This is a genomic window from Pollutibacter soli, assembly GCA_029269725.1.
Taxonomy (GTDB): Bacteria; Bacteroidota; Bacteroidia; order Chitinophagales; family Chitinophagaceae; genus Pollutibacter; species Pollutibacter soli.
Genome location: JARJHS010000001.1, coordinates 1,068,655 through 1,084,019 on the forward strand (window position 1 = coordinate 1,068,655; position 15,365 = coordinate 1,084,019).

11 protein-coding genes are annotated in these 15,365 nt (G+C 41.9%); 7 read left to right on the forward strand and 4 right to left on the reverse strand.

The annotated features are described in order from the left end of the window. Window positions 1-33 precede the first annotated feature (33 nt). From P2W82_RS04335 to P2W82_RS04350, 4 genes are all read left to right on the forward strand, one after another. Window positions 34-1,092, forward strand: a complete 1,059-nt coding sequence (locus P2W82_RS04335; protein ID WP_336514615.1) for a class I fructose-bisphosphate aldolase — start codon at window positions 34-36, stop codon at window positions 1,090-1,092. Between the two features lie 166 nt (window positions 1,093-1,258). Next, complete coding sequence (gene accD / locus P2W82_RS04340) at window positions 1,259-2,176, forward strand: acetyl-CoA carboxylase, carboxyltransferase subunit beta (RefSeq protein ID WP_336514616.1); 918 nt, start codon at window positions 1,259-1,261, stop codon at window positions 2,174-2,176. A 50-nt stretch (window positions 2,177-2,226) separates the two neighbouring features. Beyond that, entirely contained in the window at window positions 2,227-2,664 is a 438-nt protein-coding gene (gene smpB / locus P2W82_RS04345; RefSeq protein WP_336514617.1) for an SsrA-binding protein SmpB, read from the forward strand. Between the two features lie 71 nt (window positions 2,665-2,735). Then, window positions 2,736-3,665, forward strand: coding sequence for a hypothetical protein (locus P2W82_RS04350; protein WP_336514618.1), 930 nt, complete (start codon window positions 2,736-2,738; stop codon window positions 3,663-3,665). 213 nt (window positions 3,666-3,878) lie between these two features. Here the strand turns inward: P2W82_RS04350 and P2W82_RS04355 are convergent, their stop codons facing one another. From P2W82_RS04355 to P2W82_RS04370, 4 genes are all read right to left on the reverse strand, one after another. Beyond that, window positions 3,879-5,372, reverse strand: a complete 1,494-nt coding sequence (locus tag P2W82_RS04355) for a glycosyltransferase (protein WP_336514619.1) — start codon at window positions 5,370-5,372, stop codon at window positions 3,879-3,881. An 821-nt stretch (window positions 5,373-6,193) separates the two neighbouring features. Next, window positions 6,194-8,707: a DNA gyrase/topoisomerase IV subunit A gene (locus P2W82_RS04360; protein WP_336514620.1), complete on the reverse strand. Its 2,514-nt coding sequence runs from the start codon at window positions 8,705-8,707 to the stop codon at window positions 6,194-6,196. 23 nt (window positions 8,708-8,730) lie between these two features. Next, the gene (locus tag P2W82_RS04365) at window positions 8,731-9,555 is read right to left on the reverse strand and encodes a DUF1835 domain-containing protein (RefSeq protein ID WP_336514621.1); all 825 of its coding nucleotides are present in this window, start codon (window positions 9,553-9,555) and stop codon (window positions 8,731-8,733) included. A 48-nt stretch (window positions 9,556-9,603) separates the two neighbouring features. Continuing rightward, complete coding sequence (locus tag P2W82_RS04370; RefSeq protein ID WP_336514622.1) at window positions 9,604-11,520, reverse strand: DNA topoisomerase IV subunit B; 1,917 nt, start codon at window positions 11,518-11,520, stop codon at window positions 9,604-9,606. A 640-nt stretch (window positions 11,521-12,160) separates the two neighbouring features. On the opposite strand from P2W82_RS04370, the gene P2W82_RS04375 reads away from it, so the two are divergent. The 3 genes from P2W82_RS04375 (at window position 12,161) to P2W82_RS04385 (ending at window position 15,352) form a co-directional block, all read left to right on the forward strand. Next, window positions 12,161-12,430 carry a hypothetical protein gene (locus P2W82_RS04375; protein ID WP_336514623.1) on the forward strand — a complete coding sequence of 90 codons (270 nt, stop codon included), beginning with the start codon at window positions 12,161-12,163 and terminating at the stop codon, window positions 12,428-12,430. Between the two features lie 170 nt (window positions 12,431-12,600). Then, complete coding sequence (locus P2W82_RS04380) at window positions 12,601-13,509, forward strand: transglutaminase domain-containing protein (protein WP_336514624.1); 909 nt, start codon at window positions 12,601-12,603, stop codon at window positions 13,507-13,509. Between the two features lie 94 nt (window positions 13,510-13,603). Continuing rightward, on the forward strand, window positions 13,604-15,352 hold the full coding sequence (locus P2W82_RS04385; RefSeq protein ID WP_336514625.1) for a tetratricopeptide repeat protein: 1,749 nt from the start codon (window positions 13,604-13,606) through the stop codon (window positions 15,350-15,352). Window positions 15,353-15,365 lie beyond the last annotated feature (13 nt).

Genomic DNA, 15,365 nt, shown 5'->3' on the forward strand with positions numbered 1-15,365 from the left:
ATATTTGCCCCAAAATCTAAAACCAACTCCATCATGGCCAATCAGAGACTCCTTGATCTTTTAGGTGATAAAGCCGAATACCTCCTCAATCATAAATCCACCGCTATAGATAAATCCACCCTTCACCTTCCTTCACCGGATCATATTGATAAGATCTGGATCAACAGTAACAGGAGCAACCAGGTATTACGCAATTTCCAGGATCTTCTTGGTCATGGGCGTCTGGCCGATACAGGTTATTGCTCAATTTTCCCTGTAGACCAGGGAATCGAGCACAGTGCAGGCTCCGCCTTCTCTCCTAACCCGATTTATTTCGACCCTGAATCAATTATTAAACTGGCTATCGAAGGTGGCTGTAATGGTGTAGCATCTACTTATGGCGTATTGGGTATCATGAGCCGTAAATACGCACACAAAATTCCTTTCATTGTAAAGATTAACCATAATGAATTTTTAAGCCTTCCTAACCGCTACGACCAAACGATGTTTGGTACCATCAAAAGCGCATGGAATATGGGTGCTGTAGGGATCGGCGCTACCATTTATTGGGGTTCTGAACCAAGCGCTCGCCAGCTGAAGGAAGTAGCTGAGGCTTTTGAATATGCACATGAGCTGGGAATGGTAACCATCCTCTGGTGCTATACCCGCAATAACGGATTTAAAGTTGATGGCGTAGACTATCATACTTCTGCAGATCTTACCGGACAGGCTAATCACCTGGGTGTAACACTGCAGGCAGACATCATCAAACAAAAACTCGCTACCAATAATGGTGGATACCTGGCAACCAAGCATGGTAAAACGTCACCACTGGTGTATGAAAAACTGACTACTGATCACCCTATTGATCTTTGCCGTTACCAGGTATTGAATTGCTTCAACGGTCGTGTAGGTCTGATCAATTCAGGCGGAGAATCCAAAGGAACTTCTGACCTCGCTGAATCAGTATATACGGCTGTTATCAATAAAAGAGCTGGCGGTATGGGGCTGATCCTTGGACGAAAAGCCTTCCAGCGCCCATTTAAAGAAGGTGTGGAAATCCTACAGGCAACTCAGGATGTGTATCTCGACAAGGATATCACAATAGCCTGACAACCAAGATCCTAGACTATTTTTATTGCCCTGGATGCAATAATCGCCGAAGCGGTTTTTGCAGTATTTTTAATTACATTTGTTTTGGTTAGGGACCGGAACTGTCTTTGATAGTATTACCGGGAAGTACGAAAGTGTGTGATTCCGGTACAAATAAAAATGTGATATGGCCTTAAAAATTGAGGAAGATTTCGACGATCAGCTTTCTGGAGAGCCGGGGAAAACAGACGCTTCTACCAGCCGCTGGTTTAAAAGGATGAAAAAGGGTATCAACACGTCTACCTCCGAGAAAAAAGAGGCTCCGGACGGGTTGTGGACCAAATGTCCGCAATGCAAGTATACCTGCACCACCCTTGACCTGAAAGAAAATCTGTACGTATGTCCGAAATGTGAATATCATCACCGTATTGGCAGTACCGATTATTTCGAAATACTTTTTGACGATAAACAGTATACTGAGTTTTTCGCAGGTGTAAAATCTATCGACTATCTCGGATTCAATGACCTAAAGCCTTATAAGAAAAGGTTGGAGGAAGCCTATTACAAAACCGGGCTGCATGATTCACTCACGGCGGCACTGGGAAAAGTAAATGGTTTTGAACTGATGGTCTGTTGTATGGATTTTAATTTCATCGGTGGGTCATTGGGAAGTGTGATGGGAGAAAAAATTGCGCGCGCGGCGGATTACTGCCGGGAACACAAAGTACCACTGATGATCATCAGTAAGAGCGGAGGAGCAAGAATGATGGAAAGCGCTTTCTCTTTAATGCAGCTTCCAAAAACACTTGGAAAACTTACCCTGCTTGCAGAAGCCGGCGTTCCCTATATTTCTTTATGCACTGATCCCACCTATGGCGGTACAACCGCTTCATTCGCCATGGTGGGTGACATCAATATCGGCGAACCTGGTGCAATGATTGGTTTCGCAGGTCCTCGTGTTATCCGCGAAACCATTAAGAAAGATCTGCCGGATGGATTCCAGAGTTCTGAATTTGTAATGAATCACGGATTTCTGGATCTCATCATCAATAGAAAACAACTCAAAGAAAAGATCAGCACTCTCCTGCTTCTTTTTAAACATTAACCCTTAACGTTTAACGCTGAACGTTAAACGTCAAACGTTCAACGTGACTGATGGAATTAAAAAACCGCTCCGCTTATTTTGATTATTTCATCGATGATGAATTCGATGCGGGGATGGTATTGGCCGGTACCGAAGTAAAATCCATCAGGGCAGGAAAAGTAAGCTTCAATGATAGCTATTGCTTTCTCCATAAAGGTGAGCTTTGGGTAAAGAGCCTGCACATCGCACCGTATGAGTTTGGGACATATGCCAATCATGATCCGGTGAAAGAAAGAAAGCTGTTGCTCACGGCAAGAGAACTGAAAAAGCTTGATACCAAAACCAGGGAGAAAGGATTTACTATCATTCCCCTGAAAATCTTTTTCAATGATAAGGGGTTTGCAAAAATGAAGATAGGGCTCGCGAGAGGTAAGAAAACCCATGATAAAAGAGAAAGCATTAAACAGAAAGACGCAGCCAGGGAAATCAAACGCCACCTGAAAAGATGATCTGCATGATCACACGACAGAGTATCAATGGTTTATACAGATGGCATGATATTTTCACTCATTCTCCATTTATGAGATCAACAATCACCCTTACCCTCATCCTTCTCACATTTACAGTTTCTGCACAAAAAATCGATGGAAGTTGGTATGGTCGTGCTGATGTTTTATTGGAAGGGTCTCACAACAACTACCTCGCTGAACTTACGATAAAACAGAAAGGGTCTGAAGTACAGGGTATTATGGGATACTATTTTAAAAATAGTTACCAGAGTTTTTTTGTTCGTGGTCGCTACAATCCAAAGACACGGTTGATCGAATTGAAGAACGTTCCGATCATGTATTTCAGAACCTCGATGGCTAAAGCTACGGTGGATTGCAGGATGGATTTTGAAGCAACCCTGGTTAGCAGTCAGCAAAGAACATACCTGAAAGGTTATTTCCTGCGCGATCCGCAATACAAATACACCTGTCCTGACCTTAGCATTAATTTTACAAAAGATCTTGATGAAAAAAATCCGGACAGCGTCTTACGTGATGGCATAGCCGCGCAAAGAATCTGGAAACCCGCCGAGGAAGAACCTGTCGTTACCCCCGAATTTATTGTCGAACAGAAAAAAATAGAACCTACTCCGCTTCAGCTGGCGTTTGAAAAAAGAAAGCCATTGGTTATAAAGGAGCTTCAGGTCGAATCGGATTCGCTGCGAATGACTTTTTACGATAACGGAACTATCGATGGCGATACGATTTCTGTTTTCTTCAATAAAGTTCCGGTATTGACAAGTCGTGGCCTTTCCGTTCAGGGCATAAACCTGTATGTTGGTCTTGATCCGAATGTTGAACTGAATGAACTGAGTGTTTTCGCAGAAAGTCTTGGTACAATCCCGCCTAATACTGCCCTTGTCATTATTGAGGATGGCATCAACAGGTTCGAGCTATTTTCTACGGCTGACTTTGCAAGGAACGGAACAGTTTATATCAGGCGAAAGAAAGTGCAGAACTAATAGTTCGTTGTTCGTTTTTCGTTGTTCGTTGATCGTTTTTCGTTAATTGTTCTTCGTTGTTTGTTTGAATTGCTGCAACAGGATTTGCAAACCTATACGCAATTGCTGAAGCCTATGAGAAGTAAACTTTTCTAAAGCCATATCTTTTTGTATGCAAGGAGTGATTTCTTTACAACATCCGGCCTTTCAGCCTGCAGACTCACTCATTTGATGTCAGCTTTTCCCCGCAAGTACTACGGCGTTTTTTCTTCTATAGAGGTAATATCCGGCAATAGCGCCAATCGCCAAAGCTCCGGCTCCGGCCATATATCTTTTCAGGGTACGGTTTAACGCGAGTTTTCGTTTATCCACCAATGTGGCATAGTCAAGCAATGGTAACAAACTGTTATCCGGTAAAATCTTATCAACACAAAGCCTGACTTCTTCCGGAGCGGTTTGTGTGGCAAGCCCCAACCCCGCAGATTGAAGCATAGCAACATCTTCAAGTGAATTGCTGATAAATACAATATTCTTTTCAGGAATACTGAATTTCTCCGTGAGGTAAGTAAGGATATTTGTGCGGTCAAATCCATGCTCAGGGTGACTGAAATATCTTGGAAATTCCAACACCCCGGTAGTCAGACCTTTTTTCATCTGCAGTTTGTTGGAAAAGCAATAATCAAAACCCAATCTGTTTTTGATATGGTTTGCAACGACGTCAAATCCTTCTGAAAGAAGAATGGTGATATAACCATTTTGTCGAAGCAGTTTTATTACTTCTTCCGCATGTTTTATTGTATCTACTTCATCTGCGATAGCCTGCAATTCCGGGAGAGAAATTCCTCTGAAAAGTTCAGCAATCTTTCTCAGTCTCGTTGCTGAATCTCTTGCTGTGTCATTGATATACCTGAGATCATCTTCAATGCCAAAATGATATGCCGCTATCTCATTAAAATCTGCTTTTAAAATAATATCCAGATCAATGATCATTATTTTTCGCAGATTCAAAATGGATTCCTTAATTGCGAAATCCATCTCGTCGCTGATCGCATGGATATTGGAAAGTGTTTCCAGGTTTTCAATCGATGATACAGAGGCACGTTGCAAAATTGTTCTCGAGACCTGGCGTGACATTTTACTCAGTGACTCCAGGCTCTGCATATCATTTTTTATAAATCCGATACTAACTTCTTTTATGCGCAATTGCATATTGTATGCGTCGATCAGCAGCGCGATATCCACACCATAGTCGTTTTCAAATTCAAGTCTCTCCAGATATTTTTTTCTTGAAGCGATCATGCCGCTCAACGGTTGGGTAAATTTTTCCAGCTCGGGGAAAAAAATACTGAGTAAAGGTTTGGCAACGAGCTGGGTTACACGACCAGCCTGCCTGTCAAAAAAAGATTTTACAAAATCTGCTTCATCATTGATCAACGGATCCGATAAGATGGATACAACATCAGGAGGATAGGTGAGGATATCAGCATCGAGGTATACGATTATATCGTAACGGGCAGCAATCATGCCTTCGTGCATAGAAATACCCTTCCCCTTGTGAGAACTGGTAATAACACGAGCGCCTTCTTTTAACGCTTCTGACACAGTATTATCCGTAGAGTTATCATCCACCACTATGATTTCATATTCGAAAGCTGTGGGCCTGATTCTCTGGATCACTTTTCTTATTGTGGCACCTTCGTTTAAAGCGGGTATAATTATACTTACCATAGATATCACCAATTCATTATGTAAATATTGTTCCAGCTGACCCGGATCAGCGCAATTATACAGCAATTGTTTAACCAAACCGGGAAGAGAGGTCCTGACTGCGTTAGAAGACAATTAGAATTGAACAGCAGTGGAAGACTGAAATTGGCTGAAACCCTGGGTATAAACAGTTTCTGCCAGGGAAAGTTTGGATAATGGCAAAATAGTCAGCATCAGGTCGTAAAAAAGACTGCAAAATGCAGCTAAATAATGTGTTTTAATTGTTTGTTATGAATTTTAATGGCAGCAGTTTAATGAGATAGCGATTCAAATGCACAGAAATAAAAGTGAAGAACATCTTTGTTTACCAGGGAACATCAGATGGGCTGAAGCCCGATTTCTTTTTTTGCACTTTAGCCTCTGGCTCAAGCAAGGGAATTGAAAGGCTAAGATTTGTTAAGATTAATTTCAGTCAATAATTATTTCAATTATCCCAACTTCAGCTGGGGATATACAAGATTTTAAGAAACTTGGTTTAGCCCCTCAATAAAAACCAATTTTGAATTCTCACAATAATGATCAGATCGATGCGATTTCAGTTTTTCGCTTATTAACTGACGATCCCGTGATTGATAAAGTGTGAACTATTAATAGAGATGATAATCACTGGTGATTTCAACTATTTCCGGCTTTAGCTGGGTGATGCCGACAATAAAAAGAAACCAGACTTTAGCCCATCAAACACAATTGTTTTATCAACTTCATTTTAATCCTGCCTTACGGCAAAAAAAAGAGACGCAAAGCTTTGCATCTCTATACATTCTTTTTTCTTTACGCCTGGACTAAAATAACTCTCCCTGCGGACTCTCAGGCTTATGCACCCATTCCATCTCTGTGCTCTTAGTGAAATCGGCAAGCTTATTACCTACGGCTTTCCATCCCATTACTTCAACAAATCCATCCAGTTTAACCTTGGTCGTGCGCGCCTGCTGACCCCGACCGGATTTGATTTCGACAATCGGTTTGTCGACTGTTGTCACAGCCTCGAGCATATTCCCTTCGCCTTCTTTGATGAAGCTGAATTTGCTGTGTAACGTTGTTGTTTCAATCTTGAATCGCTTGACATTGAATTGCAATTTTTCCATGTCGCGATAAATAGCTGTTAGCAGTTTTTCAGGATTGAATTTTTCTATAAGAATGATTTGCTTTATATCGAAACGCTGATTCTGATCCGTATCGGTAATCTCGTAAGTACCATCCTGGTAAATGACAAGAATTTTCTCATCAGGCTGAAAGCTTCCCAGGAACTCCCCTTTCTCTTCTGTATTCAATCTTCCGAACTGATCATCAAACCAGAGTTTCAATGCTCCCAATGTAGATACCCCGGCTTCCTTCAGTTTAATAGAACGAATCGGATATTTCGTTACCTGGTTTCCAATTGAAGATCGGTTCTTGATTTCCATTTCTTCAAAATAGAAATCAATATTCTTATTGCGTGCTGAACTGTTTGCACTTAGTGTAATGCTTACTGATTCAGCTTCACCGTTGGGATTTGCGCTGAAATAGTTGACTTTACTCTTTTCATGACCACGCGTGAGATCATAAATTTTATCTCTAGTAATACCGGTGACATTGAAACGCTTTGCATATGCAATTCCCGTTTCGCCGTCGGTGTAGATCATATTGTAAGTAAGGCGATCGTCATTCTTTTGAAATACCGCGAGGTGAATAATATCCTTTCCGATATACACCTTCTCTCCTACTTTTACGATTTTCATCTGCCCGCGCCTGGTAAAAACGATGATGTCATCGAGATCAGAACATTCAACTACAAACTCATCTTTTTTCAATGACGTACCAATAAATCCGTCAGCACGATTAACATATAGCTTCGCATTTGCAATCGCCACCTGTCTCGCTTTGATGACGTCGAAGGGTTTAAGCTCAGTTCTGCGTTTTCTGTCTGCACCATATTTCGATTTCAGGTTTTCGAAATAAGCAACTGCAAAATCAACAAGATTGGCCAGGTTATTTTTCGTGTCCTTAATATCTTTCTCGATACCCTTAATCTTTTCATTCAGTTCATCGATATCGAGCTTATAAATTCTTCGTACGGGCTTTTCCGTAAGCCTGAGGATATCTTCTTTCGCGATTGCTCTTTTAAGTTTTTTCAGAAACGGTTCAAAGGCTTTGGCGATCGCTTCAATCACTTTGTCCCAGGTAGCGTGTTTTTTCTCGAGCTCTTTATAAATCTTTTCTTCGAAGAAGATTTTTTCCAGAGAAGAATAGTGCCATTGATCCTGCAGTTCTGCCAGCTTAATTTCCAGCTCTCTTTTCAGCAGCTCACTGGTACGGTCAGTTGAAATTTTAAGCAGTTCAGAAACACTCAGGAACAAAGGTTTCTGATTGACGATAACGCATGCATTCGGCGCAATACTCACTTCACAATCCGTGAACGCATAAAGCGCATCGATGGTGATATCCGGTGAAATCCCCGGTGCTAATTCGATCGCCACTTCTACATTCTTTGCCGTGTTATCGGTTACCTTTTTTATTTTTATTTTGCCCTGGTCATTGGCTTTCACAATGGAGTCCATCAACTGTGTTGTGGTAACGCCATAAGGCACATCGCGGATAGCGAGTGTTTTCTTATCAACTTCCTCTATTGTCGCACGGCACCTGATTCTTCCTCCTCTTTTACCATCATTGTACATGCTGGTATCGGCCATTCCTCCCGTTTGGAAATCAGGATACAGTTCAAACTTTTTTCCACGCAGGTATTTGATCGATGCGTCAATCAGTTCATTAAAATTGTGAGGCAGAATTTTTGTTGACAACCCCACTGCAATGCCCTCAGCACCTTGCGCGAGCACCAATGGAAACTTCATCGGCAGCGACACCGGTTCTTTTTTTCGGCCATCATAGCTTAACTGCCATTCTGTTGTTTTGGCATTGAAGGCAACCTCTAACGCGAACCTGCTCAGTCTCGCTTCAATATACCTGGGTGCAGCCGCATCATCTCCCGTCCTTACATCGCCCCAGTTTCCCTGGGTTTCAACGAGTAATTCTTTCTGACCCAAATTCACCAGCGCGTCCTGGATACTCGCGTCTCCATGCGGATGGTATTGCATGGTCTGCCCGATAATATTGGCCGCTTTATTCAGCCTGCCATCATCCATTTCCTTCATGGCATGAAGGATGCGGCGTTGTACGGGTTTCAATCCATCATCAATCGCCGGTACCGCACGCTCGAGTATTACATAAGATGCATAGTCCAGGAACCAGCTTTTGTACTGGCCATGGATACCGGATTCCATCCCTGTTACTTCATTCAATAATTGCTTCGAATTCGTCATACACTTTTTATATCAGCTACTCATTAAACCTGTTCTGCTACTTTTGATTTGATCTCAAAGTCTTTCATTCCTTTCAATTCGCCCTGTACGTCAAAGCCAGATCCTTCTGATATGTTCTTCTTTAACCGCCACAACAAATAGGCGTCACCGGTAGCGTTTTTATTTTTTGAAAGAAAGTGGTGTATTACTTTGCTTGCTTTTTGCCAGTCAGCGGTAATGTGTTTTAATAATGTTGCATCGTAATAATCTTCATCAAACTGCACCAGCTTTTTTCCACCTTCAAGAATTCGCACCATTTTCCCCTCGTTGCAGATACGAGCCCATTCATCGGGATCAACTTCAAACTCGCTCAGCGTTATCGGGCGGGCCAGTTTTTTTGCTTTAATAAATTCCTTCGGAGGAATCTGGCTCAGCCATTCAGGATAAAAAATCTGCCCTTTTTCATTGATGAATGGAAGATTATTGAGGTACAAAATGTACACCCTACCCTGGTAATCTTTCAGCTGCGACATCAGCCAGTAATATCCACTCACATCATGTTTATTCTGTGCCGCCCAGATCCACAAAACCTCTTTCTCATCAGCATTCAGTTTTTCCTTTAAAGAGGAAACCAGCAACGGATCATCAATATTATTCTCTTTTGCCAGTCCGCTGAATTCGCTGTTGGCAAGGATCTCTGCCCACCAATTAGAACGGGCAACAATTCCTACTTCAGAAAAAATATCCTGCAGAGGGCCAACTGCAAAATCATCTTTTACCTGCAAGACTTCGCCTTTCAGACTTTCATCCATTTCAATCGCTTTTTCGAGCGTCTCAACATCAGCAGCATTGAATACTATATGTATCATCTATGGACAGATTAATCGTTTTGTGTTTTGTCAAATTGAAATTCCAGCCTAAGCTTCAGCCATTGGCAGCTCAGCGTTATCTTCCACTTTATCCAGTTCAACTTTCAGATTGGAAACAATAAATTCCTGGCGCTCCTGCGTATTCTTCCCCATATAATATTCCAGCAGGTACTGGATATGTGTATGCTGTTCCAGAAATACAGGTTGCTTGCGGATATCCGGTCCGATAAATTTTCCGAATTCTTCGGGAGAAATTTCACCCAGGCCTTTGAAACGGGTAATCTCCGCTTTTGCTCCCAGCTTTTTAATGGCTGCAGCTTTTTCCTGTTCGTTGTAACAATAGATCACTTCCTGTTTATTCCTCACCCGAAATAAAGGCGTATCGAGAATGTATACATGTCCGTCACGAATCAGGTCAGGGAAAAACTGCAGAAAAAAAGTCATCAGCAATAAACGGATATGCATTCCATCGACATCAGCATCGGTAGCAATGATGATGTTCTTATACCTCAACCCTTCATTGCCATCTTCGATGTTCAGCGCATGCTGCAGGAGGTTGAACTCTTCGTTTTCGTAAACAATCTTTTTGGTAAGCCCGAAACAGTTCAAAGGTTTACCGCGCAAACTGAAAACGGCCTGAGTTTCTACATCACGTGATTTGGTTATGGATCCGCTGGCAGAGTCTCCTTCGGTTATAAATATGGTACTCTGAAGCTGACGTGCGATGAATTCTTCTTTGCCTTTATTCGGAGGATCATCATTCATGTGGATACGGCAATCCCTGAGTTTTCTGTTGTGCAGGTTGGCTTTTTTTGCGCGCTCGTTAGCAAGCTTTTTAATCCCTGCAAGCTCTTTTCTTTCCTTCTCGCTTTGCTCAATTCTCTTTTTCAACGCTTCTGCAACAGCAGGATTCTTATGCAGGTAATTATCCAGTTCACGTGTAAGAAAATCCGACATGAAATTCTTCATGCTCGGACCTCCCTCAGAAATCGTCAATGAACCCAGTTTTGTTTTTGTCTGTGATTCGAACACCGGTTCCTGCACCCGAACAGCAATTGCCGCAACGATACTTGCACGTATATCTGATGCCTCGTAATCTTTTTTATAGAAATCCCTTACTGTTTTTACCAGGGACTCCCTGAACGCCGCCACATGTGTTCCTCCCTGGGTCGTGTATTGACCATTCACAAAACTGTACAGATCTTCACCATACTCATTGTTGTGGGTCATCGCTATTTCGATATCCTCTCCTTTGAGATGGATGATCGGGTACCTGATCTCATCTTCATTGGTTTTCCTTTTCAGCAAATCCAGTAATCCGTTTTTACTGATGAATTTTTTTCCATTGAAACTGATCAGCAGGCCGGCATTGAGATAACAATAATTCCAGAGCTGGTTTTCCAGGTAATCCGGGATAAAATGAAAATTCCGGAAAACAGTATTGTCAGGTATGAATGTTACCAGCGTACCATTGGATTGCCCTGATTTTGATTCCTTTTCCTCTTTTATTAAAACACCTTTTTCAAACGAAGCAGACTTTTCTTTTCCGTCACGAAATGCAGTAACACGAAATGAACTGCTGAGGGCATTTACTGCTTTCGTACCTACACCGTTAAGTCCGACACTTTTCTGGAAAACCTTACTATCGTATTTAGCACCGGTATTGATTTTGCTGACAACATCAACCAGCTTTCCGAGGGGAATTCCGCGACCATAATCGCGAATTGTTACCGTATTATCTTCTATGGTAAGATCAATCTGCTTGCCATAACCCATCATATGCTCGTCGATACAGTTGTCCAGTACTTCTTTCAATAACACATAAATTCCATCATCCGGACTGCTTCCGTCGCCAAGTTTACCGATATACATTCCGGGTCTGAGCCGGATATGCTCACGCCAGTCAAGGCTTTTGATGGATTCCTCGTTATATTCAAAAAGGGTGGACTCTTTTTCCTTCGCCATAGTCTCAATCAGGTTTTTTAAAGGAAGTGAACCGCGAATGTATCGCTAATTTTTTTAGCAAAAAATCCGGCGCGCAAATATAGTAAAACCAGATGGGCGGTTTTCGGTCGGTTTTCAACGGGATGTTAATAATTAGTGAGGATTATGAAGTGAAGAGAATGAAGCGGGATTAATACCAATACAAAACAGAATTATGATCAAAATAAGTATTTCTTAAGTCAGGCCCTGCCTCTACCCGAAACAATACGCGTGCAATTTTTCAAACAAGCCGTGATTCAGGGGAGTCATCGGCCGGCCTGTACCTGCTCACTACTACCTCCTACTGCTTACTGATAAGTTCTTTAGTAATAAATTTCTACCACATATCCATCAGTAAATGTACGAAATGGTTTAAACGCGAGTGCTAAAAATTGTATATCAACCACTTACATATAAGATTTGAGGATAAAAATTAATTAACTAAAAGGATTGGAAATTACTCATTTGAAATTGTAAATTGCAAATACAAATCAGGAATTCCTATGGATTCTGATATCCAATCTACTCAGCTGCGCACTACCCGTTAAATTCTACGAACCCGTTATTTATCGCTTGCTGGCCTGTTGATAATTTAAATCTTTACTTTTAAAACAGTAGATGTATGTACTCGTTTGCCCTGCTGGAGTCTGGATGTTATTACCTGATTCAGGAAAAAGAAAATACTCCCCTGAGTCTGATAAGGATTAACATGGATAGTGATCATTGCGTTTTCATATCGCAATACGGAGATGAAGAAAAACTGATCTGGAAACGGAAGTCTGACCCGATTCTGGATATAGTTGAACTTTTGGATGACAAAGCTGTTGAAGCATGGGAAGCAACTTATAATAAGGATGCTTTCAATTATGAAGAAGAGGAGGAGGATGAATAGTGTGTAGGCTCTACTGACTAAAATCTCTGAAATTCTTTCAAACCTGTTTCAGAATAGTTTGCCATTCAGTATGATAACTGATCAGGAGGCTAAAATGATTAACGTTTTAGCCTCCAATTTTAACAGGTGTTCCATAAATTTAGTTGCTAACTTTTCGTTACGTAAAAGGTATGGCTCCAAACGAACAGAACAGGGAACTGGCTAGAAATTTCTTCTTTAACTTACTCGGGCTTTTAACCGTAATTCCACTCGCCCCATTGGTGAACAGAGTCATTCCCCCTATTCTTATCGGGAGTTTCAATGCAGATCTCCTTATCGCCATCTTAATTTCTTTTCTCTTCGTACGTTTTATTCTCTGGATTTTTCGTCCCCTGATCATCCCGTCATTCATCATGGTCGTGGTGGTAGTCCTGTTTCAGATATTTACCCATAGCTATAACCTGCAAAGCATGGTGAATGATTACCGGAACCTGGTAATGCAGAATTGGAAGAACAAGGACAAGAAAGAGAAAGAGCTATTCCTGATAAAATCCTCCCTTTTCGACACCGATGTGGAAATGGCGGTGAAGGGAATGAAATCAAAAATGAACCACAAGGATTCGGTGGTGCGGAATTTTGCGGTGAAACATTCACTTGAAAATTTTGACGAAGCATATCCTAAGTATGGTTTCTATGTAAGATTTCTTTCGCTCTTTAAATACATCAACAGCAATTTCAAATATGTTTCAGATGCGCAGCGTGATGAATATTATGCAACAGCGCGCGAAACAATTGAATCCGGCCTTGGGGGTGATTGCGATGACCATACCATCCTGATGATCTCTACGATGAGATCCATCGGTGCAAAATGCAGAATGGTTTTATCAGTTGACCACGTTTACCCGGAATTACATTGCGGAGACAAACAAAGTTTTCTGAAATTTCAGAATGCAATCACTGATTTATTTTATGATCAGCCGTTCTCAGGTTTGTATTACCGCGAAGAAAATGGCCAGTACTGGATTAATCTTGATTACACCGCACGCCATCCCGGCGGTCCTTATGTCGACAATAAAGCCTATGCTGTTGTTGAATTCTGATTTGTAGTAATTTTTTTACATCCCGGGCGCTCACCCAGATTTTTTTTGTGATAAAGACAGGTGGAATTATCTTTTACGGATAAACCTCACCGTAATGAGACAAACCTTTTTCTTTCACGGATTTTTTATCCTGTTTTTTTTCCTGTTCATACCGGACAACAGAAATCAGTCTTTCACCGATGCAGATCCGTTGTTCCGTATTCAGAAGAAAAAATTACAGGCCCTGAAATGTTATCCGGACCTTACCCAGGATAATCTTTTACCTGAGGATGCCATGTCCATGATCCCGCTGCCTGATTGGGGAAAACATCAATGGAAGATCTCAACAAAGAGTGACAGTGCCCAGTTCTATTTTAACCAGGGCGTGACGATGTATTACAGCTTTCATATCATAGAGGCGCTTGCATCATTTAAAAAAGCAAGAACAATTGATTCCACTTCGGCGATGTGCTGGTGGGGCGAAGCACTCTCCTATGGACCAAACATCAATGACGTTGAATATGCTGCTGCACCTGATGCATTGTTTGCTGCACAAAAAGCCAGCGTTCTTTCAACAGCTGCTTCCGCGAGAGAAAAAGGCCTGATCAATGCAATGATGGTCAGGTATACGAATGACACATCAGTTTCCCGTGCTGATTTGAACAACAGGTACCTTAATTCGATGAAAAGCCTCTATAAACAGTTTCCGAATGATGCAGAAGTTGGTACTCTTTATGCGGACGCTATCATGCTCGTTCATCCCTGGGATCTGTATGATGATCAGTCGTTGCCCAAACCCTGGACACCTGAATTGACCGGCGTTCTTGAAAAAATGATCAAACTGAATCCGAATCATCCGGGAGCAAATCACTATTATATTCATGCGGTGGAAGCATCGCTGAATCCAGAAAAAGCAAATCACAGCGCAACTGTTCTACCCCGCATTACCCCGAAAGTTTCACACACCGTGCATATGCCTTCTCATATTTATATACGCACAGGTGATTTCGAGAAAGGAATGCAGGTAAACATCGCTGCAAATAAAAGCTATAGTGAATACCTGGGATTGATGCCTGAAGTAGTTAACAATGCATTTCTCTACCAGCTGCACAATGTACATATGCAGGCTAACTGTGCAATGATGTTTGGGGATGCGCAACTCAGTGCAGAGACAGCTGCGGGTTGCAGATCAGACATTCCGGTGGAATACCTTTCCTGGGATGCACCATTCGGTGAATATATCCAGTATATGTACATGACGCCCGCTTTTGATCTCATCAGGTATGGTAAATGGAATGATATTCTGCAGATGGCGGAAATCCCTGACAGTCTTGCCTATGCGAAAATAATTTTTCATTTCAGCCGGGGTACGGCTTTCGCCCGACAGCAGCAAACCTTATCTGCAAAACAGGAGCTGACTAAAATGCAACAAATCCTGGAAAATACTCCCAAATTAAAAATCAAAATGGGTGCATTTAATTCCGCATATGACGCTGGAAAAGTTGCAGAGAACATGTTGTCAGGCTTTATTGCTGAATCTGAAAACCAATACATGAAGGCTGCTGAGTTGCTGACTATGGCAGTGGATTCAGAAACAAAACTGGTGTACAACGAACCGCGCGACTGGATCCTTCCTGCGCGAGCGTACCTGGGAAATGTTTTGCTGAAGGATAAAAAATTTGCAGATGCTGAACGGGTGTTCCGTAAAGACCTCGTCATACATCCCGGTAATGGTTGGTCGACCATTGGCCTGTCAAAAGCACTCGAGGGACAAGGAAAATCCGCAGCGGCAAAAACTGTTTTGACTAAGGCTAAGCTTGATGTTCAGAACAAAAATTTTAACCCGGCGGGCCCTGTTTTTTAATAATTGGTTTGTT

Excerpts from the sequence above, each read along its gene's own strand:
- P2W82_RS04335 (WP_336514615.1), top strand. The coding sequence starts at position 34 with ATGGCCAATCAGAGACTCCTTGATCTTTTAGGTGATAAAGCCGAATAC.
- accD (WP_336514616.1), top strand. The coding sequence starts at position 1,259 with ATGGCCTTAAAAATTGAGGAAGATTTCGACGATCAGCTTTCTGGAGAG.
- smpB (WP_336514617.1), top strand. The coding sequence starts at position 2,227 with ATGGAATTAAAAAACCGCTCCGCTTATTTTGATTATTTCATCGATGAT.
- P2W82_RS04350 (WP_336514618.1), top strand. The coding sequence starts at position 2,736 with ATGAGATCAACAATCACCCTTACCCTCATCCTTCTCACATTTACAGTT.
- P2W82_RS04355 (WP_336514619.1), bottom strand. The coding sequence starts at position 5,372 with ATGGTAAGTATAATTATACCCGCTTTAAACGAAGGTGCCACAATAAGA.
- P2W82_RS04360 (WP_336514620.1), bottom strand. The coding sequence starts at position 8,707 with ATGACGAATTCGAAGCAATTATTGAATGAAGTAACAGGGATGGAATCC.
- P2W82_RS04365 (WP_336514621.1), bottom strand. The coding sequence starts at position 9,555 with ATGATACATATAGTATTCAATGCTGCTGATGTTGAGACGCTCGAAAAA.
- P2W82_RS04370 (WP_336514622.1), bottom strand. The coding sequence starts at position 11,520 with ATGGCGAAGGAAAAAGAGTCCACCCTTTTTGAATATAACGAGGAATCC.
- P2W82_RS04375 (WP_336514623.1), top strand. The coding sequence starts at position 12,161 with ATGTACTCGTTTGCCCTGCTGGAGTCTGGATGTTATTACCTGATTCAG.
- P2W82_RS04380 (WP_336514624.1), top strand. The coding sequence starts at position 12,601 with ATGGCTCCAAACGAACAGAACAGGGAACTGGCTAGAAATTTCTTCTTT.
- P2W82_RS04385 (WP_336514625.1), top strand. The coding sequence starts at position 13,604 with ATGAGACAAACCTTTTTCTTTCACGGATTTTTTATCCTGTTTTTTTTC.